This is a genomic window from Streptomyces sp. MGP-P1 (genome assembly GCF_057766565.1).
Window position 1 is genome coordinate 661830 of sequence record NZ_JBYMEM010000001.1, and the last position, 24038, is coordinate 685867.

Here is a 24038-nt window from a genome sequence, read left to right on the forward strand (position 1 = left end):
AGCGGAGGGAGGACGGCGCTCAGAGTTCGACGAGTACCTTGCCCCGGTTGGCCGTCCGGTCGCCGTAGAGGCTGCCGTAGGCGGCGGGGATCGCGTCGAAGCCGTGGTGCAGGGTGTGGTCGCAGGCGACCTCGCCGCGCCGGACGCGGCCGCCCAGGTCGGTGTGGAGGTCCTGCCAGTTCTGTTCGGTGAACCATTCCAGGGAGAAGATGCCGCGCACGGTGGCGCGCGGGAACATCAGGTAGGGCAGGAGCCGGGGGCCGGTGCCCTCGTTGCCGACCTGGGTGGCCCACTGCCAGCACACCGCCACCTGGCTCCCGATGTTGAGCATGGAGAACACGGCGTCGGTGACCGCGCCGCCGAGGTTGTCGAAGTAGCGGTCGACGCCGTCGGGGGCGGCCCGGAGGAGTGCGTCGCGGACGGTCTCCGCACCGTCCCCGTGGCGGTAGACGACCACGGCGTCGAACCCGAGCCCGGTGAGGTAGTCCGCCTTCTCCGGGGACGAGGTGGTGCCGACGACCCGGGCGCCGGCGAGCGCGGCGAGCTGTCCGACGAGGGCGCCCACCGAGCCGGAGGCCCCGCTGATGACGAGGGTCTCGCCGGGGCTGATCGTCATGTACTTGGTCAGGGTCCCCCAGGCGGTCATGCCGGGGCCCCCCATCACGCTGAGGGCGGTCGTCAACGGCAGGGCGTCGTCGTACCACCGGGGGTCGAGTCTGCGGTAGGCGGGGAAGACCATGGGGAACGTGCCGGTCTGCCAGAGTTCGGGGACGCCGGTGCTGATCACATGGGTGCGCCAGCCGCCGAAACCCTGGACGAGGTCGCCGACGCGGTGGGCGGCGCGCGGTCCCGCCTCCACCACCTCCATGATCGAGTCGGCGCCCATGTGCCGGCCGATCGGAGTGTCGAGGGCGATGCCCTGGAGGTAGGGGTCGACGGAGACGTACAGGGTGCGCAGGAGCATCTCGTCGGGGGCGAGGGTGACGTGGACGTTCTCGACGACCTTCTCGTAGACGCGGTCCACGTCGGGGACTCCTTCGACGTGTTCGCGGACCACCCATTTCGCGATCTTCATGGTTTCCTCTCGGTCGGTGCGGCGGGGCGCACGGGCACGGGGATGACCCGGTGGGTCGGTGGGGGTGCGGTGAGGTCGATCGAGGCGGTGAAGGGCCGGTCGTCGTCGCGGCAGACGAACTGCATGACGTGGCGTCCGGCGGCGGCGGCCCGGATGAGCCCGCCGGTGGTGGCCCAGACGCCGGACTGGTAGAAGTCGCGCAGTCCGGGGAGGCCCGGGCCGTGCTTCTTGATCAGCTCTTCGAGGGTCTCGCCGCTCTCGACGAAGGGCTGCCAGCCCAGCACCGTGCCGTCGTAGTTGCCGGTGTAGCGGACCTGGGTGAGGGGGCTGGAGACGTCCCGGACGACGATCGCGTCCCGCAGCCCGGGGTAGCGCTGCTCCAGGAAGCCGACGAGTGTTTCGCGGGCCCGGCGTTTCGCCGCGTAGTAGCCGCGCCCGTGCCGTACGGGCAGGGTGTGCAGCTCCTGTCCGCCGCGGGTGCGGGTGATCTGTTCGGGGCCCTCGTCCAGGGCGCGCCAGGGGGCGATGTCGCAGAAGTAGGTGGCGTAGACGACGGTGGTGCCGTCCGGCGACAGTTCGGGGTAGTGGCGGCTGCGGAACTGGACGTTGATGCTGGGGTGGCGGATGCCGGTCAGTTCGGCGGCCGTCGCCTCGTCGAGGAGGTAGGTGGTGCAGGGGTCGCCCTCGGGGAAGGGGCGGGAGAGGCCGAGGAAGAGGGTGAAGTAGCCGGGGAAGACCATGCCGGGTTCGTGGATGGTCTCGGTGTAGAGCTTGCGGTAGTCCTCGCCCAGGTACCTGCCCTCCAGGAACTTCATGGTCGTGGTGTAGCCGTCGCAGGCCGACACGATGATGTCGGCGCGCAGTTCCTGACCGTCGCTGAGGCGGACGCCCACCGCCCGGTCGTCCTCGACGATCACCGTCTCGACCTTGGTGTTGTAGGAGACCTCGCCGCCGAGTCGGCGGTAACGCGCCTCGATCGACTCGGCTAGACCGAGGGAGCCGCCCTCGGGGACTCCGGCGGAGAGGTTGGCGTGCGAGGCGAGCTGGAAGTGGAAGGGCAGGACGGGGAAGGCCGGGTGCTTCTCGTACAGGATGAAGTTGAAGGCCTCCCGCAGGAGGGGGTCCTTGAACTTCTGGGAGAAGTCGCTCATCAGGACGGTGATCGTGGTGCGGACGGAGTTGAAGTACGGCAGGAACGAGGCGAGCATCCGCCAGCGCTCCCGGCGTCCCATCAGTCCGACGGGCTTGAGGAAGGGGTAGACCGCGAGCGCCTTGCGGAAGCTGCGCAGTTGCGCGCAGAACTTCCGCACGAGCCGGGCGTCGGCGGGCGAGATGCCGATGAGGTGGGCTTCGAGCCGGTCGGGGTCGGAGTAGAAGTGGACGGCCCGGCCGTCCGTGCCGCGCACGATGTTGAAGACGTCGAAGTGGCGGACCTCCTTGCCCTGGAGGGCGCCGAGCTCCAGCCAGATCTGGTGCATCTCGTTGCCGGGGCCGCTGCCGAGGAGCCAGCTGACGCAGGCGTCCAGGGTGAAGCCGCCGCGCTCCCAGGCGGTGCAGCAGCCGCCGGGGATCTCGTGCATCTCCAGGACGCGGGTGCGGTAGCCGTTCATCTGGGCGTAGCAGCCGGTGGAGAGCCCGCCGAGACCGGCCCCGATGATGATCATCGTCTCCCGCGGCCGGCGTGCGCCGGCGGCCCGGGGTCCGTTCGTGTCGCTCATGCGCCCTCGCTCTCCCGTGCGGACCACCGGTCGAGCTGGGGCAGGTGTCCCAGCTTCCCGGGGTGCCAGGGCTCGGCGCCCTTGCTCTCCCAGGCCCGGAACTCCAGGCCCAGGTCGCGGCAGAGGTACTGGACGGCGAAGCGGCCGGTGGAGGCGGCGCGGATCAGGCCGCCCATGCCGACCCACTGTCCGGCCATGGAGAAGCCGCTCAGTCCCGGCAGCCGCATCCGGTCCTTGCCGACGAGGCGCGCCGCGACGTCGTCGGCCTCGGAGAACGCCTTCCAGGCGAGGATGGAGCCGCCGAGGTTGCCGGTGTAGCGGTGGGTGGTGGCGGGCGTGGCGACCTCGACGATGTCGATGCGGTCCGCGATGCCGGGGGTGCGGCGCTCCAGGAAGTCGCGGACGAAGTGGGCGACTTCGCGCTTGCGCCGGCGGTACTCCTTGCGGTCCCTGGTGCGCAGGTCCTTCCAGTGGGCGTAGTCGCTGAAGTAGGTGCAGTGCAGGACGGAGTGGCCCGGCGGTGCGAAGCCGCCGGAGTAGCGGGAGCGTGCCTGCACGACGAAGCTGTCCTGGAGCGCCCCGGGGAGGTGGGCCGCGTCGTCCGGTCCGAGGAGGTGCGTGGTGCTGTGCGCCTCCTCGGGTTCCAGGTCGCCGCGCAGACCGACGAAGGCGGAGACGACGGCGGGGAAGAGGGTGCCGGGGCGGTGGAGGAGGTCGGTGTAGAGCTTGTCGATCCGGGGGCCGGTGTACCGCCCGCCCAGGAGTCCGTAGACGGTGGTGTGGCCGTCGCAGGCGGAGACCACGTGTTCGGCGAAGTACCTTCTGCCGTTGCGGAGTTCGATGCCGATCGCCCGGTCGTCCTCGACCAGGATCCGCTCGGTGCGGGCCCGGTAGGTGATCGTTCCGCCCAGGCTCTTGTAGCGCTCCTCGACGGAGCGGGCGAGGCCGAGCGAACCGCCTTGGGGGAAGCCCGCGTTGCCGTGGTGGGCGGCCGCCATGTTGAAGAGGTACGGCAGCATCGGGAAGCCCTCGGGGTCCTGGAAGAAGATGTTGCGGAACGCCTTGCGCAACAGCGGGTCCTGGAACCGGTCGGCGAACACGTGCATCGGGGTGGCGGCGGTCCGCCAGAACAGCCGGAACACGGGGAGCACGGTGCGCAGGGTCCGGGCCCTCTCCCCTACGGTCCTGAGCGCGGGCGCGGTCAGGAACGGGTACAGCTCGACGTCGATGAAGCGCCGCAGGTCCCGGGTGAAGGCCCGGATGAGCGGGGCGTCGGCGGGTGAGACCTCCAGGAGGTGGGCCTCCAGCCGGTCGGGGTCGTTGTAGAACGTCACCGACCGGCCCGAGGCGTCCTCGACCTTGTTGAACAGGTCGAAGTTGGTGACCGTCTTGCCGTCGAGTGCGCCGAGTTCGCTCCACACCCGGTGGGCGTCGTTGCCCGGGGCGGTGCCGATGAGCCATTCGATGCAGTAGTCGAAGAGGTACCCGTCGCGCGACCAGGCGGTGCAGCAGCCACCGGGCAGCACGTGCTTCTCGAAGATGCGGGTCCTGGCTCCGCTCATCTGGGCGTAGACGCCGGTGGAGAGGCCGGCCACGCCCGCGCCGATGACGATGACGCGGGGCGGGGTGCCCGGGGCGCGTTCCCTGCTGGTCCAGTCGGTGGGGTCGTCATCCGCCATGGGCCGCGTCTCCCCTCAGGACGGAGCGCACCAGCTCGGCGTTGCGGGGCAGGTGTTTGGCGTCGAGCATGTCGGCGTGGATGCCGGAGCCGCGCAGTACGGCGGTGGCGCCGGTGGAGCTGCCGTGCCAGGTGCCGTGCTCGCCGGCGGCGTAGAGGGCGGCCTTCTCCTCGTCGGTGATCACGCTGACCGTCGCGGCGACCGTGCCGGTGTTGGGGGTGCGCCCGCAGAAGGCGAGGTATTCGGCCGCGTGGGCGAGGGTCTCGTGGGCGACGGCGTCGGAGCCGGTGTGCTTGCGTACGTGGTCGGCGAGTTCGCTCTCGAAGGCGGCGATGCCCGAGGCGTCCGGTTCGTAGGCGGCGAGGATGCGGCGGGAGTCGAGGATGACGACGTGGGCGACGTCTCGGCCGCGCCGCTCCAGCTCCTTGGCCGTCTCGAAGGCGAGGTTGCCGCCGAGGGAGTAGCCCAGGAGGAGATAGGGGCCGTCGGGCCGGTCTGCCTCGATCAGGTCGGCGTACCGGCTGACCTTGTCGTCGCCGGGGAGGTAGTTGAAGCCGGTGACGGCGTAGTCGGGGAGCTGCGCGGCCAGCCCCCGGTAGACGAGTCCGTGGCCGCCGGCGGGCGGGAAGCAGAAGAGGGCGGGGGCCTGTCCGGCGTTGAAGGTGAGGCTGGGCAGTTCGTCGGCGGTGGTGCCGAGCAGGACGTCCTCCACGGTGGCGGCCATGCCGTGCAGGGTGGTGACCTGGTAGAGCCTGCTGACGGGGACGCCGACGCCGAACTCGGTGCGCAGGTGGTGGAGGAGTTCGATGAGCTTGATCGAGCTGCCGCCGAGTTCGAAGAAGTCGTCCTCCAGACTGATCTGTTCGCGGCCGAGCAGGGTCTTCCAGTGGCGGGCGACGCTGACCTCGTAGAGCGTCACGGGCTCCTCGTGCGGCCGGCCCCCGCCTCGGCCCGGGGGGCGGGCAGGGCGGCCGTGTCGACCTTGCCGTTGGCCGTCAGCGGCAGGGCGGGCACTTCGGTGAAGTGGGACGGGATCATGTACGAGGGCAGCGAGCGGGCCAGGTGGCGCCGCAGGGCCCGGACGTCCAGGGACGCGCCGGGCGCGGGGACGCAGTAGGCGCAGAGGGTCGCCTCTCCCCCGGTGTCCGTGCGTACGGTGACGACGGCCCGGGCGAGCGGGGGCCACTGGGCGAGCTGCGCCTCGATCTCGCCGATCTCGATGCGGTGGCCGCGCAGTTTGACCTGTCCGTCGGTGCGGCCGAGCAGGTGGACGCGGCCGTGCGCGTCCCAGCGGGCGATGTCGCCGGTGCGGTAGAGGCGTTCGGGCCGGGCGTCGGCTCCCCGGCCGAGCGTCCGGGTGACGAAGCGCTCCTCGGTCTGTTCGGGGTCTCCGGCGTAGCCGAGGGCGACGCCGTCGCCGCCGATCCAGAGTTCGCCGGGCACGCCGGGCGGGACGGGTTCGCCGTGGGCGTCGAGGACGTGGAGGGCGCTGCCCGGCAGGGGCCGGCCGATCGGGACCATGGCACCGGGTTCCAGGTCGTCGACGGGCCCCTCGAAGTACGCGCTGTCGATGGTGGCCTCGGTGAGGCCGTAGGAGTTGACCAGGCGGGTGCCGGGTCCGCAGAGCCCGGCCAGTCGGCGGTACTCCCCCACGCTCCAGGCGTCCGAGCCGACCACCAGCAGGCGCAGGAAGTCCAGCCGCAGCCCCTCCCGTGCGCAGTGGTCCATCAGGCCGCGGACGACGGCGGGGACGAATTCCGCACAGTCGACGCGTTCCTGACGCATCGTGCGGTAGAGCCGGGTGGTGTCGAAGAGGAGGTCGCGGTCGGCCAGGACGAGGGTGCCGCCCGAGCACAGGGCGCGCACCAGGTCGCCGGTGAACACGTCGAAGGACGGTTCGGCCATCTGGAGGTGCGTGCGGACGTCGGTGTCCAGCCGGTACTCCTGGCGCCACGCGGCCTGGACGGAGGCGAGGTTGCGGTGGCTGACGCGGACGGCCTTGGGGCGGCCGGTGGATCCGGAGGTGGTGATGACGTACGCGGGCGCCTCGGGGCCGGCCTCGGCGGGCGGCCCCTCCGGGTGCGGTTCGGTGCGCCCGAGCGCGGCGAGGGTGAGTGTCGGGGCGGTCAGGGCTCCGGTCTGCTCCGGCGGGGCGTCGTCCGCGACGAGGACGAGTGCCGCGCCGGTGGTCGTCACGAGGTGGGCGAGCCGGTCGGCGGGCTGGTCGGGCCGGAGCGGGAGGTAGGCGGCGCCCGCCCTGAGGACGCCGAGCAGGGCGACGATCAGCTCGGGCGACTTGTCGAGGCAGAGCACGACCACCGAGCCCTCGCCGAGGCCGAGCGCCCGCAGCCGGGCGGCGGTGTCGGTGGCCCGCCGGTCCAGCTCGGCGTAGGTCAGCCGGTGCGCCCCGCCGTGTGCGGTGGGCAGGGTGACGGCGACGGCCGCGGGGTGTGCGGCGGCGACGCGGCCGATCAGTGTCTGGACCGGGACGAACGGCTCCGCCCCGGTTCCGGCGGACGGCAGGGCCGCACGGCTCCACTCCCCGACGAGCCGCTCGCGCTCCCGGTCGCCGAGCATCTCCAGCCGTGAGGCGGGCTGTTCGCCCGGCGCCCGGGTCATCCGGTCGAGGAGGCGGGTGTAGTGGGCGGCCATGCGGCGCATGGTCTCGGGGAGGAAGAGGTCGGTGTTGTACTTGAACACGCAGTGGAAGCGGCCCTCGGCATCGTCCTCGTAGGCGGACAGTGTTATGTCGAACTGCCCCTCCTCCTCCGGGAGTTCGATGTACTCCAGGCGGTAGCCGTACTGCTCGGTGGCCACCTTGTGGGTGAGGAGGATGAACATCGCCTGGAAGACGGCGGAGCGGCTGGGGTCGTGCTGGAGGCCCAGCTCCTCGACGAGGAGGACGAAGGGGTACTCCTGGTTGTCCAGGCCGCCGAGCACGGTCCGGCGGACCTGTTGCAGCAGTTCGGCGACGGTCGGGTCCTCGGACAGGTCGGCGTGCAGGGGCAGCGGGTTGACGAAGTAGCCGTAGACGGAGGCGAAGTCCTGCCGGGTGCGGCCGGTCACCGGGCTGCCGACGATGATGTGGTCCTGCCCGGAGTAGCGGTGGAGCAGGAGGTAGTACGCGCTCAGCAGCACCATGAACGGCGTGACGCCGTGGGCGCGGGCCAGGGCGTGGACGCGGGCGCTGAGGGCGTCGTCCAGGACGAAGAACTCGGAGGCCCCGTTGTGGGTCTGGACCGCCGGGCGCGGTTTGTCGACGGGCAGGTCGAGGAGCGGGACCTCGGCCGGCAGGTGGGCGCGCCAGTAGTCGAGCATGCCCGCCGCCCCGGGCCCGGCCAGGAAGGCGTTCTGCTGGTTGAGGAAGTCGAGGTAGCGGGCCTCGATCGGCGGGAGCTGGGGTTCCTGGTTGCGGCGCAACGCCTCGTAGACGGCGAGGAGTTCCTCGATGAAGGTGAAGGTGGAGATGGCGTCGGAGACGATGTGGTGGACGGCCTTCATGATGATCCAGCGGTCCGGGCCCCGCTTGAATAGCCGGAAGCGGACCAGTGGGTCGTGGGCGAGGTCGTAGGGTTTGCGGTACTCCTGGACGATCGTCGCGTGGATGGACTCCCAGTCCTCTCCCTGGACGTCGAAGAGGGCGAGGTCCGTCGCGGCGTTCTCGGACACCCGCTGCACGGCCTGCCCGTCCACCAGCAGGAAGTTGGTGCGGAGCGCGGGGTGCCGGGCGATGAGCCGGCGGACGGCCTCGAACATCAGGTCCGGTTCGAGCGTGACGGTCACCTCGACGGCCCCGCCGATGTTGTACGCGTAACCATCGGGGTTGAGGTGTTTGAGGAACCAGAGCGCTTTCTGGTTCTGCGTCAGTGGGTACTGCCCCTCGTCGCTGTGGAGTTCCACCGCTCCCGGGGCCCCGTCGGGGGCGTCGGCCGAGGCCAGGGCGGCGAGGCCGTCGTGGAGCTGGGCGGCGAGTTCCCCGGCCGGGGTGCCGCTGAGCAGGGCGACCACGGGGAGGGCGACGCCGAGCTCGGCGTGGATCCGGGCCCGCAGCTCCATGGCGAGGAGCGAGTCGAGGCCGAGTTCGCCGAGGCCGGTGGCGGGGTCGATGCGGTCCGTGCCGGTGCGCAGCACGGTGGCCGAGAGCGCGGCGAACCGTTCGGCGACCAGGGTGCGGCGGGTCTCTTCGTCGGCGGCGCGGAAGGTGTCGAGGAATCCGTTGCCCGAGGCGGCGTCGGCCGGCGGGGCGGCGGCCGCGGCGAGGTCGGCGACCAGCGGCGGCGGGGACGGGTACCAGGCGAGGAAGACGGGCCAGTCGACGACGGTGGCGACGACCAGTTGGGCGTGGTCCTGGCCGATGACGCGTTCCAGGACGGCCATGCCGGCGTCCGGGGACAGCGAGCTCATGCCACGGCTGTGCAGATAGTGGTCGACCAGTCCGAGCTCCTCGATCATTCCGGTGGCCCAGGGGCCCCAGTCCAGGCTGAGCGCGGGCAGTTGCTGGGCGCGGCGGTGGTGGGCGAGGGCGTCCAGGAAGGCGTTGCCCGCGGCGTAGTTGGTCTGGCCGGCCGTGGTCAGCAGGGAGGCGATGGAGGCGAAGAGCACGAAGTGTTCGAGGGGCTCGTCGCGCAGGTGCCGGTGCAGGAGGTGGGCGCCGACGGTCTTGGGGTCGTGGACGGCGTCGAAGGCGGCCCGGTCCAGATCGGCGACGAGGGTGTCGCGGACCTGTCCCGCGAGGTGGAACACCCCGCGTACGGGGGGCGCCCCGCTGTGCCGGTGGGCGTCGAGCCAGCCGGCCAGGGCGTCCTCGTCGGTGATGTCGAGGGTGGCGAGGACGGGCTGAGCGCCGAGCGCCTCCAGCTCGCGGAGCAGGGCGACGGCCCGGCCCTCGGCCGTGGCGGGATCGGTGCCGGCCCACTTCTCGCGGGCCGGGACGGGGGTGCGCCCGACCAGGATGATCCGGCGGGCCCCGCGGCGTACGAGGGTGCGGCACAGCAGTCGGCCGAGCGCGCCGAACGCGCCGGTGACCAGGTAGCTTCCGTCCTGCCGCAGGCGCAGCGGCAGCGGCCGGGTCAGACCCTCGGCGGGGCGGAGGCGGCTGGTGCGGCGGCCGCCGTCGCGCAGGGCGATCTCCTCCTCGTCGTCGCTGAGGACTTCGCCGAGGAGCGCTTCGGCCTCGGCCCGGTCACCGTCGGGGCCCGGCTGCCGCCCGGGGTCGAGGTCGATGAGTTTGCCGGGGTGTTCGATCAGTTCCTGGTGCCGCAGTACGCGGCCGATGCCCCAGGCCGGTGCCCCGAGGGGTTCGGGCCCCTCGCCGGGCAGGGCCGGCTGGGCGCCGCGGGTGACGATGTGCAGGCGGCCTCCGGAACCCCGGGCGGACAGGAGCCGGGCGAGGGCGATCAGTGAGTACGCTCCCGCGCCGGTGTGGTCGGTCAGGGAGGTCCGGTCGCACGTGGCGAGGGCGGGTGCGTCGAGGTTCCACAGGTGCAGGACGGCCCCCCGGAAGGGCCCCCCGTCGCGGTCCAGGTCGGCGAGGAGCCGGCGCAGATCGGCGTCGGACGCGGGGTCCACGGTGAACGTGGCGCCGTCGCCGGAAGCGGTGTAGGCGGCGCCCCGGCGTACCAGGCGGCAGCGTTCGCCCCGGGCGGCGGCCAGGGCGGCGAAGGCGTCCGCGACGCCGCCGGTGTCGGCGAGGACGAGCCAGTCGTGGTAGCGGGCCGGGGGTGCCGGTCGGCGCTGGGGGGTGCTTCCCGACGTTTCGCCGCGTACGGCGTCGCCGTGCAGGTCGCCGTCGTTCACGTCACCGTCGTTAGCGTCCTGCGGCAGGGCGTGGGCGGGCAGCGGCGGGCAGTCGGTCCAGACGGGTTCGGCGAGCCAGGAGTCGATCGTGGTCCGGGCGACGGCGGTGGCCGCCTTCTCCACGTCGGCGGCACGGAAGCCGAGGACGCGGCCGAGCGGCGCCCCGTCGTCCGCGTAGAGGGCGATGTTGCCGAGGGTGCTGTCGGCGTCCCCGGGGAGCAGGGTGGCGTGGGCCCAGAACGGCTGGTCGCCGATGGGTTCGAGGGCGACCTCGTCCAGGGAGAGCGGCAGCCTGATCCCGGTGACCGGTGCGGGATCCTGGGGGGTCGGCGGGATCAGCGGAGTCAGGAGGGTCTGGAAGCAGGCGTCGAGGAGGACGGGGTGGAGGTGGTGGCCTGCGGCGTCGTCGCCGATCGCCCGGGGCGGGCGGATCCGGGCGAGGACCTCTCCGGCGCCGATCCAGACCTCCTCGATGGCCTGGAAGGCGGGGCCGTAGTGGTAGCCGAGGGCGGCCAGCGCGGTGTAGCAGTCGGGGCCTTCGAGGTGCCGCAGGGACCTGGCGCGGAGCGCGGGGGCGTCGAGCGGCGGGGCGGCGCGGCGGCGTTGCCCGGTGCGGACGATCCCGCTCGCGTGCACGGCCCGTTCCCCGTCGTCCCCGGTCGGGGAGGCGATGGTGAAGGCGGCGTTCTCCAGGGAGAGCGACACCTCCACGGTCCGGTCCTCGCCGTCGGGCAGGAAGAGTGCCTTGCGCAGATCGATGTCGGCGAGGACGGCGGTGGTGCCGCCGGTGAGCCTCAGGACGGCCTGGGCGGCCATTTCCAGATACCCGGCGGCGGGGAAGACCACGGTGTCCTGGATGCGGTGGTCGGCGAGGTACGGCAGGTCCTCGGTGTCCAGGCGGGCCTGCCAGGTGGGCTCCGTACGGTCGGTGCGGCGGCCCAGGAGTCGGTGGTCGCGGTGGCCGAGCCGGACCTGGGCGACCGGCCGGGGTTCGGTCCAGTGACGGTCGCGCCGGAAGGGATGGCGGGGCAGGGTGACCGGCCGGCCGGACGGCTGGAGGACGCTCCAGTCGACGGGGACGCCCAGGTTGTGGAGCGAGCCGAGGGAGGCGGCGAAGCGCTCGCTCTCGTTCTCCCGGCGGCGGATCGAGGGCAGGGTGAGTCCGCTCGTCCCGCCCGTGTCGAGGCATTCGCGGATCGCGTGGCCGAGGACCGGGTGCGGGCCGATCTCCAGGAACACCTGGTGGCCGTCGTCGGCGATGCGGTCGACCGCGGAGCGGAAGCGCACCCGTTCGCGGACGTTCTTCCACCAGTACGCGGCGTCCAGCTCCTCGCCCCGGGCCCTGCCCTCGACGCCCGTCAGATACAGCGGAACCCGGGCTTCTCGCGGCTCCAACGGAGCCAGCTCGGCCAGCAGTTCGTCCTTGATCCGCTCCATGACGACGCTGTGGTAGGGCACTTCGACGGTGAGGAACTTCGCGAACTGCTGCTCGGACCGCAACTCCTCGGCCAGCAGGGTCAGCGCGGCCTCGTCCCCGGCCAGGGTGATCGCGGTGGGGCTGTTGACGGCGGCGATGGAGACCCGGTCGCTGTAGGGGCGCACCCGGCGCTCCGCCTCGTCCTCCGAGAGGCTGACGGCGAGCATGGCGCCGGTGCCGGCCAGGGTCTGCTGCAGGCGGCTGCGGTGCACGACGATCCTGGCCGCGTCCCGCAGGGAGTAGACGCCCGCCGCGTGGAAGGCTGCGATCTCCCCGGTGCTGTGGCCGACCACGGCGTCCGGGCGCACTCCGTGGGACCGCCACAGGGCCGCCAGGGCGACCTGGACGGCGAAGTTCGCGGGCTGGGCGAGCCAGGTCTCCGCCATCCGGGAGACGGACTCGTCGGCGGTCATCTCCTCGATGAGGGACCAGTCGGCGAACTCCCGCAGCGCCCGGTCACAGGCGGCGACGGCGTCGCGGAAGACCGGCTCCTCCTCCAGCAGTTGGCGGCCCATGCCCCACCACTGGGGGCCCATGCCGGTGAAGACCCACACCAGCCGACGGTCGGCGGCGTCCCGGGCGCGGCCGTGGACGACCCGGGGGTGCGCCTCGCCGCGCGCGTGGGCGGCGAGGGCCTCGTCGAGGGAGGCGCGCGAGGTGTAGGCGACGGAAAGCCGCTCGGGGAGGTGCTGGCGGCGGTGGGCCAGGGTGTGGCCGAGGTCGTCGAGGGCCACTGCCGGGCCGTTGTCGCCCGCCAGCTCGCCCCGGATCCCGGCCGCCATCTCCGTCAGGGCGTCGGGGTTGCGGGCGCTGAGGGGCAGGATGCTCCAGCGTCGCCCGGCGGGCGCGGAGGGGCGGACGTCCGGCAGGACCTCGGGGGCCTCCTCCAGGACGACATGGGCGTTGGTGCCGCCGAATCCGAAGGAGTTGACCCCGGCGCGGGCGGGCCCTTCGTGTTCGGGCCAGGCGGTGGGCCGGGTGGGGATCTCGTAGGGGAGGGTCGCCGGGTCGATGGCGGGGTTGAGGTTCTCCAGGTTGATGTGGGGCGGGATCGTGCGGTGCTTGATGCTCAGGACGGTCTTGATCAGCCCGGCGATCCCGGCGGCGGATTCGGTGTGGCCGATGTTCGTCTTGACCGAGCCGACGTAGGCGCGGGCGCCCGGAGCGCGTCCGACGGCCAGCGCGCGGGCCAGGGCGTTCGCCTCGATCGGGTCGCCGACCGGGGTGGAGGTGCCGTGCGCCTCCATGTACTGGAGGTCGCCGGGGGTGATGCCCGCCTCGGCGCAGACCCGGCGGATGAGGTCGACCTGGGCGTCGGGGTTGGGCACGGTGATGCCGTTGGTGTGCCCGTCCTGGTTGACGCCGCTGCCGACGATCACCGCGTGGATCCGGTCCCCGTCCCGTACGGCGTCGTCCAGCCGCTTCAGCGCCACCAGGCCCACGCCTTCGGCCCGTACGTAGCCGTCGGCGGCGGCGTCGAACGTACGGGAGCGGCCCTCGGGCGACAGGAACCCGCCCTTCGTCTCCGCCACGGTGTACTGCGGGGCCATGTGCAGCAGGGTGCCGCCGGCCAGCGCGAGGTCGCTCTCCCCGTTGTCCAGTGCCTGGCAGGCCAGGTGGACGGCGACCAGGGAGGAGCTGCACGCGGTGTCGATGGAGAGGCTGGGGCCGCGGAAGTCGAAGCAGTACGAGATGCGGTTCGACACCATCGTCATCATGGTCCCGGTCGCGGTGTGGGCCGCCAGCGAGGTGAAGCCCAGGTCGGCGAATTGCAGGATCTTGTAGTCCAGGGTGAACGCGCCGACGTAGACGGCGACGTTGCCGCCGGCGAGGTCGGCGGCACGCTGGCCACCGTCCTCCAGGGCCTCCCACGCCACTTCGAGCAGCTTTCGCTGCTGCGGGTCCATGTGGTCGGCCTCGCGGGGGCTGATGCCGAAGAACGCGGGGTCGAACTCGTCGAAACCGTCGATGTATCCGCCGCGGCCGCCGACGAGGCGTCCGGGTTTGTCGCGGAACCGGCTGCCGAGCGTGCTGACGTCGTACCGGTCGGGCGGTGTGGGCGTGATGCAGTCCTTGCCCTCCACCAGGTTGCGCCAGTACGTGCGGTGGTCCGAGGCGCCGCCGGGCAGGCGGCAGCCCATCCCGATGATCGCCACCTTGTTCCGTAACGCCCGGTTGTTCGCGTCGGCCATGTCGAACTCCTCAAGTCGTGGTGGAGCAAGTCGTGGTGGAGCGTCAGGAGGCGGTGGTCACTCCGGCCCGGGGGCCCGTGCCGGTCGGCGTCGCCAGGGATGTGCGAGGGAGGCGAGGATCTCGCCGGTGCCGGGGAATGACGCCGGGTCGTGCAGGCCCACGGCGGCGGGCTCGCGGCCGGGGTACCAGGTGAAGCTGCCGAAGAGGTGGTCCCAGCACGACAGGTCGGAGCCGTAGTGGCCGGCTTCGGACAGATCGGTGCTGTGGTGCAGACGGTGCTGCTCGGGACTGGCCAGCAGATGGTTGAGCCGTCCGATGCGGACATCGATGTTGGCGTGGATGAAGTAGCCCTGGGCGGCGACGAAGAGTCCGACCACCAGCACCGCGGGTCGGGAGAATCCCACGAACGCCAGGGTCAGCTGGACGAGGGCCTGCGCCAGGACGATGTCCAGCACATGGTTGACCCCGTTGTTGGCGACGTTGACCTTCTCCGGCACGTGATGCACTCCGTGCAGCCGCCAGAACAGGGCGTTCCGGTGGCCCAGCCGGTGCACCGCGTAGCTGACGAGGGATCCGGCGAGGAGCGCGCCCGGGATCTCGATGCCGAGATGGCGGTCCGATGCCGCGGGCGAGATCAGGCCGACGGCCAGCGCGACCAGTAGTTGTGCCAGTCCGCTGCCGGCCGTGGTGAGCAGGAAGTAGATGCCGTACCAGCGCCATTCGACCTTTCCGGGGTGCCAGTTCCGCTCATAAGGAATCAGCCGTTCCAGGAGAGCGAGATAGGCGATGGCCCCGACCAGAAAAAGCGAACTGACCCAGGCCGGATCCCACTCCAGCCACAATGCGGCCACACTTACGGATACGACCGCGGAGAGGAGAACCGGGTACGCAGCCACGCGAAGAAGTCGAGCGGGGGAATTACCGGACCGCCCCTTCCGGCCGACCGAATACCCGGCCGAATAGATTCCGCCATCGGCGGGGTGCTCGCGCTCGTCCATCCGTGACCCTCCACAAATGACAGTGCTGGGGAGAGAGACCCTCACATCGCATCAGAGCAGGCCAGAGCATCCTCAGGACGTGACAGGAAACCCCGGGCGGCGGCCACGGCCCCCGCACTGGCGACTTTCAGACACCCGACCTCGATGAAATCCGGCCGTGGCGTGAACTGATGCCCCCGACCCCATCAGCCCAGATCATCTATTTCCCGTTCCCACCGCTTTAATCACGCCCGACCCGGAGAAATCATCCGGCGCATTTGTTCGTGACGGGAATACGAGAAGGATCGCGCAACCGAGGTGAGTTCATTTGTGCGAACAATTCTTTCTTAGGATCATCGTGACGTTTCAGTACGGCGCATTTCCGTGCGCCGGGAGACGCTGCCCCACGCTCCGGCGTATGCCGGAGAGGGAGCGGTGCGCCCGCGCGGAACCGACTCCCGAAAGCGCCCCCCGAAGGGAGGCCTCGGAGCGGGGATCCACCTGGGGTCTCCCGCTCCTTCCACCGCAGGACTCCGCCCTGCGATGATCACAGTGAGATCCGGCAGCACATCAGCGAACGAATCGAGGAGCCTCCTTGTCGTACGACGTCGGCGCGGTGCGCGCACAGTTCCCCGCCCTGCGGTCCGGTACGGCGCACTTCGACGGGCCCGGCGGCACCCAGACCCCGGCCTCCGTCATCGCCGCGATCGGCGGAGCGATGAGCGGGCCCCTGTCGATCCGGGGCGCCGAGCTGCCCGGGGAGGTGAACGCGGAGGAGATCGTCCGCGGGTTCCGACAGGCGATGGCGGACCTGCTGGGCGCTGACCCGGGCGGGATCGTGTACGGCCGCAGCGCCACCCAGCTCACGTACGACTTCTCGCGCACCCTGTCCAGGGCCTGGAACCCGGGGGACGAGGTGGTGGTCAGCCGACTGGACCACGATGCCAACATCCGGCCGTGGGTGCAGGCGGCCGAGCGGGCGGGGGCGGTGGTGCGGTGGGCCGACTTCGATCCGTCGACCGGCGAGCTTTCCCCCGAGGCCGTCGGCGCGCAGATCACCGGCCGGACCCGGCTGGTAGCGGTGACCGGCGCCTCCAACCTCATCGGCACCCGGCCCGACATCCCGGCCATCGCCGAACTGGTCCACCGGGCCGGCGCGCTGCTGTACGTGGACGGGGTCCATCTGACAGCCCACCACGCGGTGGATGTGGAACGGCTCGGGGCGGACTTCTTCGTCTGCTCCCCGTACAAGTTCTTCGGGCCCCATCACGGGGTGCTCGCCGCCCGTCCCGAACTGCTCGGCACTCTCCGTCCGGAGAAGCTGGCGCCGTCCACCGACGCCGTGCCGGAACGCTTCGAACTCGGCACCCTTCCCTACGAGTCGATGGCGGGGACCCGCGCGGCGGTGGACTTCCTCGCGGACCTGGGCGCCGGCGAGGACGCGGTGGGCGGGCGTCGGGCGCGGTTGCGGTCGGCGTACGCGGCGATCGACGCCCACGAGACGGCACTGCGGGAGAGCATCGAGAAGGCGGTCGGCGAACTGGGCGGGGCGACGGTCCACTCCCGTGCCGCCGAACGCACCCCCACCCTGCTGCTCACCTTCGACGGCAGGGACGCGGCGGACGCCTACCGTTCCCTCGCCCGCCGCGGGGTGCACGCGCCCGCCGGTTCCTTCTACGCCCTGGAGGCCTCCCGCCACCTGGGGCTCGGCGACAGCGGGGGCCTGCGCGTCGGACTCTGCGCGTACAACGACACGGACGACGTGGAGCGCCTCCTGACGGGCCTGGCGGACTGGCTGCGGTGACGGCGGACGCCGTCACCGCGCACCGAGTGCGGCCAGTGCTGCCACCGCGTCGGCGAGCCCGGACGGGTGCCGGGTCCCCGGCGGCTGCCGCCCGGCCCAGCCGGGCCCGGCGGTGAAGACGACAGGCCGCCTGCGCGCGCCCCGTACGCCCCACTCGATCGCCTGCACCCGGACGGCGAGCGATCGGCTCGCCGTGCCGTGCGACTGAGCCCAGAGCACCACCGCGTCGGGTCCGGTGCGCCGGACCGCCTCCTCCAGCGCCTCGACGGGCAGGGCGGCGCCGAACATGAGGACCGGCAGTCCGTGTCGGTCGAGCGTGGCGGCGAGTGCCTCCAGGGCCAGCGTGTGGCTCTCACCGGGTGCGCAGGCCAGCAGGGAGAGGCCGGCGCCGGGGGTGGGGGGCCCGGCGGCACGGACCCCGCGCAGTGCGCCGGAGACGTGCCAGGACAGCAGGTGCTCGACCTCGATGTACCGCTCCCCCGCGGTCTCCCACTTGCGGCCCACCGCGTGCAGCGCCGGCGCCATCACCTCGTCCCAGGCGGCCGGCAGCCCGTAGCGGTCGAGGACCTCCGTGAGCAGCTCCTCCATGGCCGGCGCGTCCAGCCGGAGCGCCGCCCGGGCCAGGCCCCGGCAGTCCCGGCGGGCGCTGCCGAGCGGAAGCGCCCCGGGCGCCCTGTGCGGGTGTCCGCGCCGGGGCGCGGCCGTGGGGCGGGGGCCTCCGGCCAGGACGGCACGAGCGGCCTCGGCCGGCGGCAGGCCCGCGCTCGTCAGGCGGCACATGTGCCGCAGGGCGGCGATGTCGGCCCCGGTCCAGCGACGGTGTCGGCCGTCCTCCCGTGCGGCCGGGCCGACGCCGTAGCGGCGGTCCCACGAGCGCAGCGTCGTCGGCGCGACCCCGAGAAGGCGGGCCACCGCACCGGTGGTCAGCCCTCCGTCGGCCGGCGCCCGCGGAAGCCGACCGCCGGCGCGGCGGCCCGCCGGGCCCCTCGCCGAGTCCACCACAAGGTCCGAGTCCGCCACGAGGTCCTTGGCAGGGTCCATCACGGGGTCCATGAATTCCACGATACGACGCACGAACGGTGCGTGTTGCCCCGTCCGTCGCCCCGCGGTTCGCTTGAGGCACCGGGGCTCTGTGCGATGCCCACCCGCCACATCGCCCCGCTTCGACCCTCTGCGGGATGGACAGGAGACGGCCATGAAACTGAGCGACGAACTCCCCGTCGATCACCGGCTGGCGAAGGTGTACCGGATCGGCGCGGGTCTCTGCGGCGCCATCCTGCTGGCCTTCGGCATCCTCGGCTTCACCAGTCTGCTGGGCTTCTTCGACACCAGCGGCGATCACATCGCCGGACTGTCGACCAACGGCCTGCTGAGCCTGATCTCCGTGGTCGTCGGCGGGCTGCTGATCGCCGGGGCCGCGGTGGGCGGAAACGTCGCGTCCACCCTGAACATGACGATCGGCGCACTCTTCCTGCTGAGCGGCTTCGGCCACCTCTTCATCCTGGACCGGGCCGCGAACATCCTGGACTTCGGGATGTCGAACGTCGTCTTCAGCTTCGTGATGGGGCTGCTGATCCTCACGTTCGGCATGTACGGACGGGTGGCGGGCGGCCTGCCGCACGACAATCCGTACTGGCTCCGCCGCCACCCGGAGCAGGCGGACCGCGAGGCCGCCGCCACCCGCAGGAGTGCGGCGGCGGGCGGACGGCTCGGACGGGAAGGCGCTCAGACCTTGCGGTAGCGGGCGTTGACCCAGGAGAAGACGCCGAAGGCGACCAGTCCGAGGGCGATGACCACCAGGAGCCACGGGCCGACGGGGGTCTCGGTGAAGGAGCGCAGGGTGTCGTCCATGCCCTTGGACTCGTCCGGCTGATGCTTGATCGCGGCGCCCACCGCGAATCCGCCCGCCGTGGCGAACACGATGCCGCGCGCCGTGCCGCCGAAGACTCCGGTGAAGTCGACCGCCTGCCGGACCCGCTTGGACATCTCGGACATCTTCAGGTGCTTGTGGTACTTCCGCAGGAGCGCCCGAACGGCGATCCAGAGACCGGCGCAGGCCACCCCGACCCCCACGATCCCCACGATCCACTGGCCTCCGGGCCAGCCGAGCGCCATGGCGGTGATGTCCTTCGACTGCTGGTCCGACGATCCGCCCCCGCTGCCCGAGTCACCGGCGGCGAAGGACAGGACGGAGTAGGCGACGAATCCGTAGAAGACGGCACGGCCCGCCGCCATGGCCCGCTTGGTGGGCTTGCGGCCGTCGGACCCGGCCGCGCCGAACAGGGCCTCCGAAAGCCGCCAGAGGGCCATTCCCACCAGGGCGATGCCCAGCACCCACAGCAGGATCTTCCCGAAGGGCTTCTCGGCTATCTCGCCGATCGCGCCGCCCCGGTCGGCCTGTTTCCCACCGCCTCCGGACAGCGCGATCTGCAGGGCGAGGGCGCCCACCAGAATGTAGATCACCCCACGGGCCACGAAGCCCGCGCGGGCGCCGGCCTCCATTGCGGTGCTGTTCGCGGCTCTCTTGGCCTGGCCGCGTCCCTGCGCTGCTACTGAACGGGTATTCATGAATGCCAGTTGCCCCGGTCCGGCGGATCAATGTCATGAGCGCGCCGGAAGGTGATTTTCGACGCAGAAACGACGCGGCGGGCGGTAGGGGCGGATGTGCGTCAGCGTGGGAGAGAAGCAGAAGACCCACCCCCGCTCGCCGGAGGAGACATCATGACGATCACCCGCCTGCAGCGCACCGCGGCCGCGGCCTCGGCACTGGCCTTTCCCGCCTCTCTGGCGTTCTTCGCCCCGCAGGCCCAGGCCGAGGCGCCCGCCGAACCGTACGGCCCCGCCTGCTCCTCCGTACCGAAGGAGGGCGCGGGCAGCCTGGAGGGCATGGCGAAGGACCCGGTCGCCACCGCCGCGTCCAACAACCCCGAGCTCTCCACCCTCGTCAGCGCGGTGAAGAAGGCAGGCCTGGTCGACACGCTCAACAACGCGAAGAACATCACGGTGTTCGCGCCGACCAACGCCGCCTTCGAGAAGATCCCGCAGGCCGATCTGGAGGCACTCCTCAACGACAAGGCCAAGCTCACCAAGGTGTTGACGTACCACGTGGTGGGCGAGAAGGTCACGACCCAGCAGATGGAGGACGGCACCTTCAAGACGCTGGAGGGCGGCGAACTCACGACGAAGGGCTCGGGCGCCGAGTTCACGGTGAACGACTCCTCGAAGATCGTCTGCGGCAACGTGCCGACGGCCAACGCCACGGTGAACCTGGTCGACACCGTGCTCATGCCGCCGTCCTAGAGACGGTTGCGCCACTTCCGCGCACAGCGGATCCCGTGCCCGGACCCCGCGACGGTCCGGGCACGGCGCGACGGTCCGGGCACGGCCCTCCGCGCGCCTGTTCTATACGCTGAGGGCGTGACCAGCGCCGACGACCGACCGACCCGCAGCGGCTCCCCGGAACCCGGGGCGCCGCTCGCGGACCTCCAGGCGTTCGCGGTGGAGCTCCGCCGGATGAACGGCGAGATCAACCGGATGACTCACGGTTTCGCGGCGAACCAGCAGTTGCATCCGACGGACGTGAGTGCGCTCGCGGCCATCCTCGACGCCCCGTCGCCCCTCACCCCGGGGGCGCTGCGTGAGCATCTGGGTCTCACCTCCGGCGCGGTGACCGCCTGTCTGGACCGGCTGGAGCGGGCCGGTCATGTCCGCCGGGCCCGGGAGAGCACCGACCGCCGGGTCGTGCACGTGCACTACGAGGCGAGCGCCCGGACGGCCGCCCGCGACTACTTCATGCCGCTCGCCGAGGCCACGGCACGAGCAAGGGCGCGCTTCAGCGAGACGGAGCTGGCGACCGTCCTGCGCTTCCTCACCGCCATGAACGAGGAGCTGGGCGAGGTTCCCCCGGCGCGTCGCTGAGCTTTCCCTGAGGGGTCGGGGCGCCCGCGGGGGCACACGGGGAGGACGGGGCGGCCGTCGAACCCACCCCCTGCGGCTGTCCGCACGAGCAGTCACGTAATGTATTTCAACGATTGAGATTGTTCACTACTGAGATATCTCCACCCCCGGGAGAGACATGTCCACCCCTGCACGCTCCGCACGGTCGATCCGCTGGCTCGTCCCCGTCGTGCTGCTGATCGCGTGGCTCGGCGTCGGCGGCGGGCTCGGCCCGTACGCCGGGAAGCTCGGCGAGGTCGCCACCAACGACCAGGCCGCCTTCCTGCCCCAGAACGCCGAGTCCACCCAAGTCATCGAGGCGCAGAAGGCTTTCGAGCAGGACGAGACCCTGCCGGCCATCGTCGTCTGGACATCGGCGGAGAAGGACGCGCCGGTGAGCGACGAGCAGCGGGAGGCCGCCACCGGCGCCCTCGCCTCGCTCGCCGGGAGCGACGGCGTCGTCGGAGCGCCCTCCCCCGCACTGCCCTCGAAGGACGGCCTCGCCCTCCAGGGCATCGTGCAGTTGAGCCCCGGTCTCGGGGACGAACTGCCGACGGCGCTGGACAGGATCGAGAAGGCGGGCGCGTCCGTGCCCGGCACGACGGTCCAACTGGCGGGGCCCGCCGCGAGCCAGGCCGACCTGTCCGACGCCTTCGCGGGCATCGACGGGCTGCTGCTCGGGGTCGCCCTGATCACGGTGCTCGTGATCCTGCTGCTGGTCTACCGCAGTGTGCTGCTGCCCTTCGTCATCATCCTCGGCGCCGTGTTCGCCCTGGCCCTGTCCTGCGCGATCGTCTACGTCCTCGCCGACCACGACATCGTGCGCGTGGACGGTCAGGTACAGGGCATCCTGTCGATCCTGGTGATCGGCGCGGCGACGGACTACGCACTGCTGCTCACCGCCCGGTTCCGGGAGGAACTCGCCGTACACGGCGACCGGTTCACCGCGATGCGCGTCGCGCTGCGCGAGTCCTTCGGCCCGATCACGGCCAGCGCCGCGACGGTGGCCGCGGGGCTGCTCGCCCTGCTGCTCAGCGACCTCACCAACAACCGGGCCCTCGGTCCGGTGGGTGCGATCGGCATCGTCTGTTCGGTCCTGAGCGCCCTCACCTTCCTGCCCGCCGCCCTGGTGCTGCTGGGCCGGAAGGCCTACTGGCCGGCGAAGCCCAAGCCCGCCGACGACAAGGTGTCCGGCGGTCACGGCATCTGGCACAAGGTCGCGGCCCTCGTCGACCGGGCGCCCCGCAAGGTGTGGGCGATCACCCTGGCGGCCCTGATCGCCTGTGCCGCGTTCGCCCCCACGCTCACCTCCAAGGGGGTTCCACTCGACGAGATCTTCGTCAACGACGCCCCGTCCGTGGCCGCCCAGGAGACGCTGAGCGAGCACTTCCCCGGCGGTTCGGGCAACCCGGCGGTGATCATCGCCGCGGCGGACCGTCTGCCCGAGGTCACCGAGGCCGCCGAACGCACCGAAGGAGTGGCTTCGGTCGCACCGGTGAGCGCGGGCGGGCGGCCGGGCGGCGAACCCCTCGTCGTCGACGGCAGGGTCCGCGTCGACGCGACCCTCGAGGACGCGGCCGACAGCGACGGCGCCAAGGAGGCGGTGGCCGCGCTGCGGACCGCGGTCCACGCCGTGCCCGGTTCGGACGCGCTCGTCGGCGGCTACTCCGCGCAGCAGTACGACACCCAGCGGACGGCGGAGGACGACCGCATGCTGATCGTGCCGGTGGTGCTGGCGATCATTCTGGTGATCCTCGTCTTCCTCCTGCGGTCACTGCTGATGCCGGTGCTGCTCGTGGCGACCGTGGCGCTGAACTTCCTCGCCACCCTCGGCATCTCCTCGCTGGTCTTCACCCATGTGTTCGGCTTCAGCGGCACGGATTCGTCGGTGCCGCTGTACGGATTCGTGTTCCTGGTCGCCCTGGGCGTCGACTACAACATCTTCCTGATGTCCCGGGTCCGGGAGGAGTCGCTGCGGCACGGCACCCGGGAGGGCATCCTGCGCGGGCTCACCACGACCGGCGGGGTCATCACGTCGGCCGGTGTCGTCCTGGCGGCCACCTTCGCCGCGCTGGGCGTGATCCCGCTGGCGTTCCTGCTCCAGATCGCGTTCATCGTGGCGTTCGGCGTCCTGCTGGACACGCTGGTCGTCCGGTCGCTCCTCGTCCCGGCGCTGGTACGGGACATCGGGCCCAAGGCGTGGTGGCCGGGGGCCCTGAGCCGGGAGGGGTCGGACGGGACGGACGGTCAGCGCGGCGCGGTCGCGGAGGCCGGGTCCGGGTCCGGCTCCCGGTAGGCGGCCAGGGCCCAGATGACGAAGATGTCCAGACCGATGACGATCACCGACCAGAGAGGCGCGTACGGCAGGAAGAGGAAGTGCGCGAAGAGGTTCAGGGAGGCGAAGAGGATGCCGGCCACCCGCGCCCAGTCCGCCCCCTTGAGCAGCGCCGCCCCGGTGACGGCCACGCAGACGCCGAGCACCAGGTGGATCCAGCCCCAGCCGGTGAGGCTGATCCGGTAGAGGTACGCGCCGACGTCGCCGTAGACGTCTCCGTCGGCGAGGGCCGCGATGCCCTCCAGGGCCGCCACGGCGCCCTGGCAGAGCATCAGGATCCCGGCGAAGAGCACCCCGCCGGTCACCCAGAGGCTGTCCGGATCGGGTGCCGGCGCGGGGCCGGACGGGCCGTCGGCGCGCTGCCACGGCGTGTCCCCCCGGCCGGGCCCGCTCCGGGGCCCCTGCGCGAGGCCGTCCGGTGGCGTCGGGGCGCCGGGGCCGGACGGGTCGGCGGCCCGGGAGGGGTCCTCGCCCATCAGGACTCCTCCTGAGCCCGGTCGGACTGCGCCCTCGTGCGCTTGCCGACCACCGCGGCGGCGGCGACCGCGCTGCCCGCGAAGGCCAGCGCGACCATCCAGGCGCGGTCGAAGACATGGCAGGTGGCATGGTCCACGGAGTAGCGCCCGGGACCGGTCAGCCCGATGGCCGCCGCGGTGAAGCCGAGGAACGCCGGGTACTCGTAGCCGCCGCCCTGGGCGAAGAAGCCCGCGGGAGCGTGCACGGCCACGGCGCCGGCCATCGCCCCGGCGGCCGCCGCGCCCGCCGCCGGGGTGGCGAGGCCCAGGGCGAGCAGGACGCCGCCGCCCGTCTCGCCGAGCCCGGCGGCCACGGCGCTGTGCTTGGGCGGATGGAACCCCATCGCCTCCATCGCGGCCGTGGTGCCCTGGATGCCACCGCCGCCGAACCAGCCCGCCAGCTTCTGACTGCCGTGGGCGGCGAGCACCGCGCCGGTGCCGACGCGCAGGGCGAGCAGACCGAGATCACGCCGGTTGACGCAGACCATGAGGACTCCCGGGGTGGGGGGTTGGGGTACGGATCCCACTATCGT

13 protein-coding genes and 1 pseudogene are annotated in these 24038 nt (G+C 72.0%); 5 read left to right on the top strand and 9 right to left on the bottom strand.

From position 1 onward, the window contains the following. Window positions 1-19: 19 nt before the first annotated feature. The 5 genes and pseudogenes from AC3CH1_RS03080 to AC3CH1_RS03100 form a co-directional block, all read right to left on the bottom strand. The gene (locus AC3CH1_RS03080) at window positions 20-1075 is read right to left on the bottom strand and encodes an MDR family NADP-dependent oxidoreductase (protein WP_488461429.1); all 1056 of its coding nucleotides are present in this window, start codon (window positions 1073-1075) and stop codon (window positions 20-22) included. Then, entirely contained in the window at window positions 1072-2793 is a 1722-nt protein-coding gene (locus AC3CH1_RS03085; protein ID WP_488461430.1) for a phytoene desaturase family protein, read from the bottom strand. Before AC3CH1_RS03085 ends, AC3CH1_RS03080 begins: the two co-directional genes overlap by 4 nt. Further along, window positions 2790-4472, bottom strand: a complete 1683-nt coding sequence (locus AC3CH1_RS03090) for a phytoene desaturase family protein (RefSeq protein WP_488461431.1) — start codon at window positions 4470-4472, stop codon at window positions 2790-2792. The genes AC3CH1_RS03085 and AC3CH1_RS03090 overlap by 4 nt, the downstream gene beginning before the upstream one ends. Next, window positions 4462-13937: pseudogene (locus AC3CH1_RS03095) on the bottom strand (non-ribosomal peptide synthetase/type I polyketide synthase). The gene AC3CH1_RS03090 and the pseudogene AC3CH1_RS03095 overlap by 11 nt, the downstream one beginning before the upstream one ends. A 57-nt stretch (window positions 13938-13994) precedes the next feature. Next, window positions 13995-14936 carry a sterol desaturase family protein gene (locus AC3CH1_RS03100; RefSeq protein WP_488461432.1) on the bottom strand — a complete coding sequence of 314 codons (942 nt, stop codon included), beginning with the start codon at window positions 14934-14936 and terminating at the stop codon, window positions 13995-13997. Window positions 14937-15510: 574 nt separating this feature from the next. Here AC3CH1_RS03100 and AC3CH1_RS03105 point away from each other — a divergent pair. Further along, a complete protein-coding gene (locus AC3CH1_RS03105) occupies window positions 15511-16719 on the top strand; it encodes a cysteine desulfurase-like protein (protein WP_488461433.1) in 1209 nt (402 codons plus the stop codon). A gap of 12 nt (window positions 16720-16731) precedes the next feature. Here AC3CH1_RS03105 and AC3CH1_RS03110 read toward each other — a convergent pair whose 3' ends face one another. Then, window positions 16732-17772, bottom strand: a complete 1041-nt coding sequence (locus tag AC3CH1_RS03110; RefSeq protein ID WP_488461434.1) for a MerR family transcriptional regulator — start codon at window positions 17770-17772, stop codon at window positions 16732-16734. Between the two features lie 142 nt (window positions 17773-17914). Here AC3CH1_RS03110 and AC3CH1_RS03115 point away from each other — a divergent pair, with 142 nt between their 5' ends. After that, window positions 17915-18460 carry a DUF4383 domain-containing protein gene (locus AC3CH1_RS03115; protein ID WP_488461435.1) on the top strand — a complete coding sequence of 182 codons (546 nt, stop codon included), beginning with the start codon at window positions 17915-17917 and terminating at the stop codon, window positions 18458-18460. On the opposite strand, the gene AC3CH1_RS03120 is transcribed toward AC3CH1_RS03115, so the two are convergent. Further along, window positions 18445-19287 (bottom strand): DUF1206 domain-containing protein, encoded by an 843-nt coding sequence (locus tag AC3CH1_RS03120; RefSeq protein ID WP_488461436.1) that lies wholly within the window; start codon window positions 19285-19287, stop codon window positions 18445-18447. The two genes, AC3CH1_RS03115 and AC3CH1_RS03120, sit on opposite strands and share 16 nt — an antisense overlap. A 153-nt stretch (window positions 19288-19440) precedes the next feature. Between AC3CH1_RS03120 and AC3CH1_RS03125 the strand changes: the two genes are divergently transcribed. The 3 genes from AC3CH1_RS03125 (at window position 19441) to AC3CH1_RS03135 (ending at window position 22951) form a co-directional block, all read left to right on the top strand. After that, entirely contained in the window at window positions 19441-20019 is a 579-nt protein-coding gene (locus AC3CH1_RS03125; RefSeq protein WP_488461437.1) for a fasciclin domain-containing protein, read from the top strand. Window positions 20020-20136: 117 nt separating this feature from the next. After that, window positions 20137-20637 carry a MarR family winged helix-turn-helix transcriptional regulator gene (locus AC3CH1_RS03130; RefSeq protein ID WP_488461438.1) on the top strand — a complete coding sequence of 167 codons (501 nt, stop codon included), beginning with the start codon at window positions 20137-20139 and terminating at the stop codon, window positions 20635-20637. 157 nt (window positions 20638-20794) lie between these two features. Then, complete coding sequence (locus AC3CH1_RS03135; RefSeq protein WP_488461439.1) at window positions 20795-22951, top strand: MMPL family transporter; 2157 nt, start codon at window positions 20795-20797, stop codon at window positions 22949-22951. Here AC3CH1_RS03135 and AC3CH1_RS03140 read toward each other — a convergent pair. Together AC3CH1_RS03140 and AC3CH1_RS03145 are read right to left on the bottom strand one after the other, a co-directional pair. Next, window positions 22903-23466 carry a DUF7144 family membrane protein gene (locus tag AC3CH1_RS03140; protein ID WP_488461440.1) on the bottom strand — a complete coding sequence of 188 codons (564 nt, stop codon included), beginning with the start codon at window positions 23464-23466 and terminating at the stop codon, window positions 22903-22905. The genes AC3CH1_RS03135 and AC3CH1_RS03140 overlap by 49 nt on opposite strands. Then, window positions 23466-23993: a DoxX family protein gene (locus AC3CH1_RS03145; RefSeq protein ID WP_488461441.1), complete on the bottom strand. Its 528-nt coding sequence runs from the start codon at window positions 23991-23993 to the stop codon at window positions 23466-23468. Before AC3CH1_RS03145 ends, AC3CH1_RS03140 begins: the two co-directional genes overlap by 1 nt. Window positions 23994-24038 lie beyond the last annotated feature (45 nt).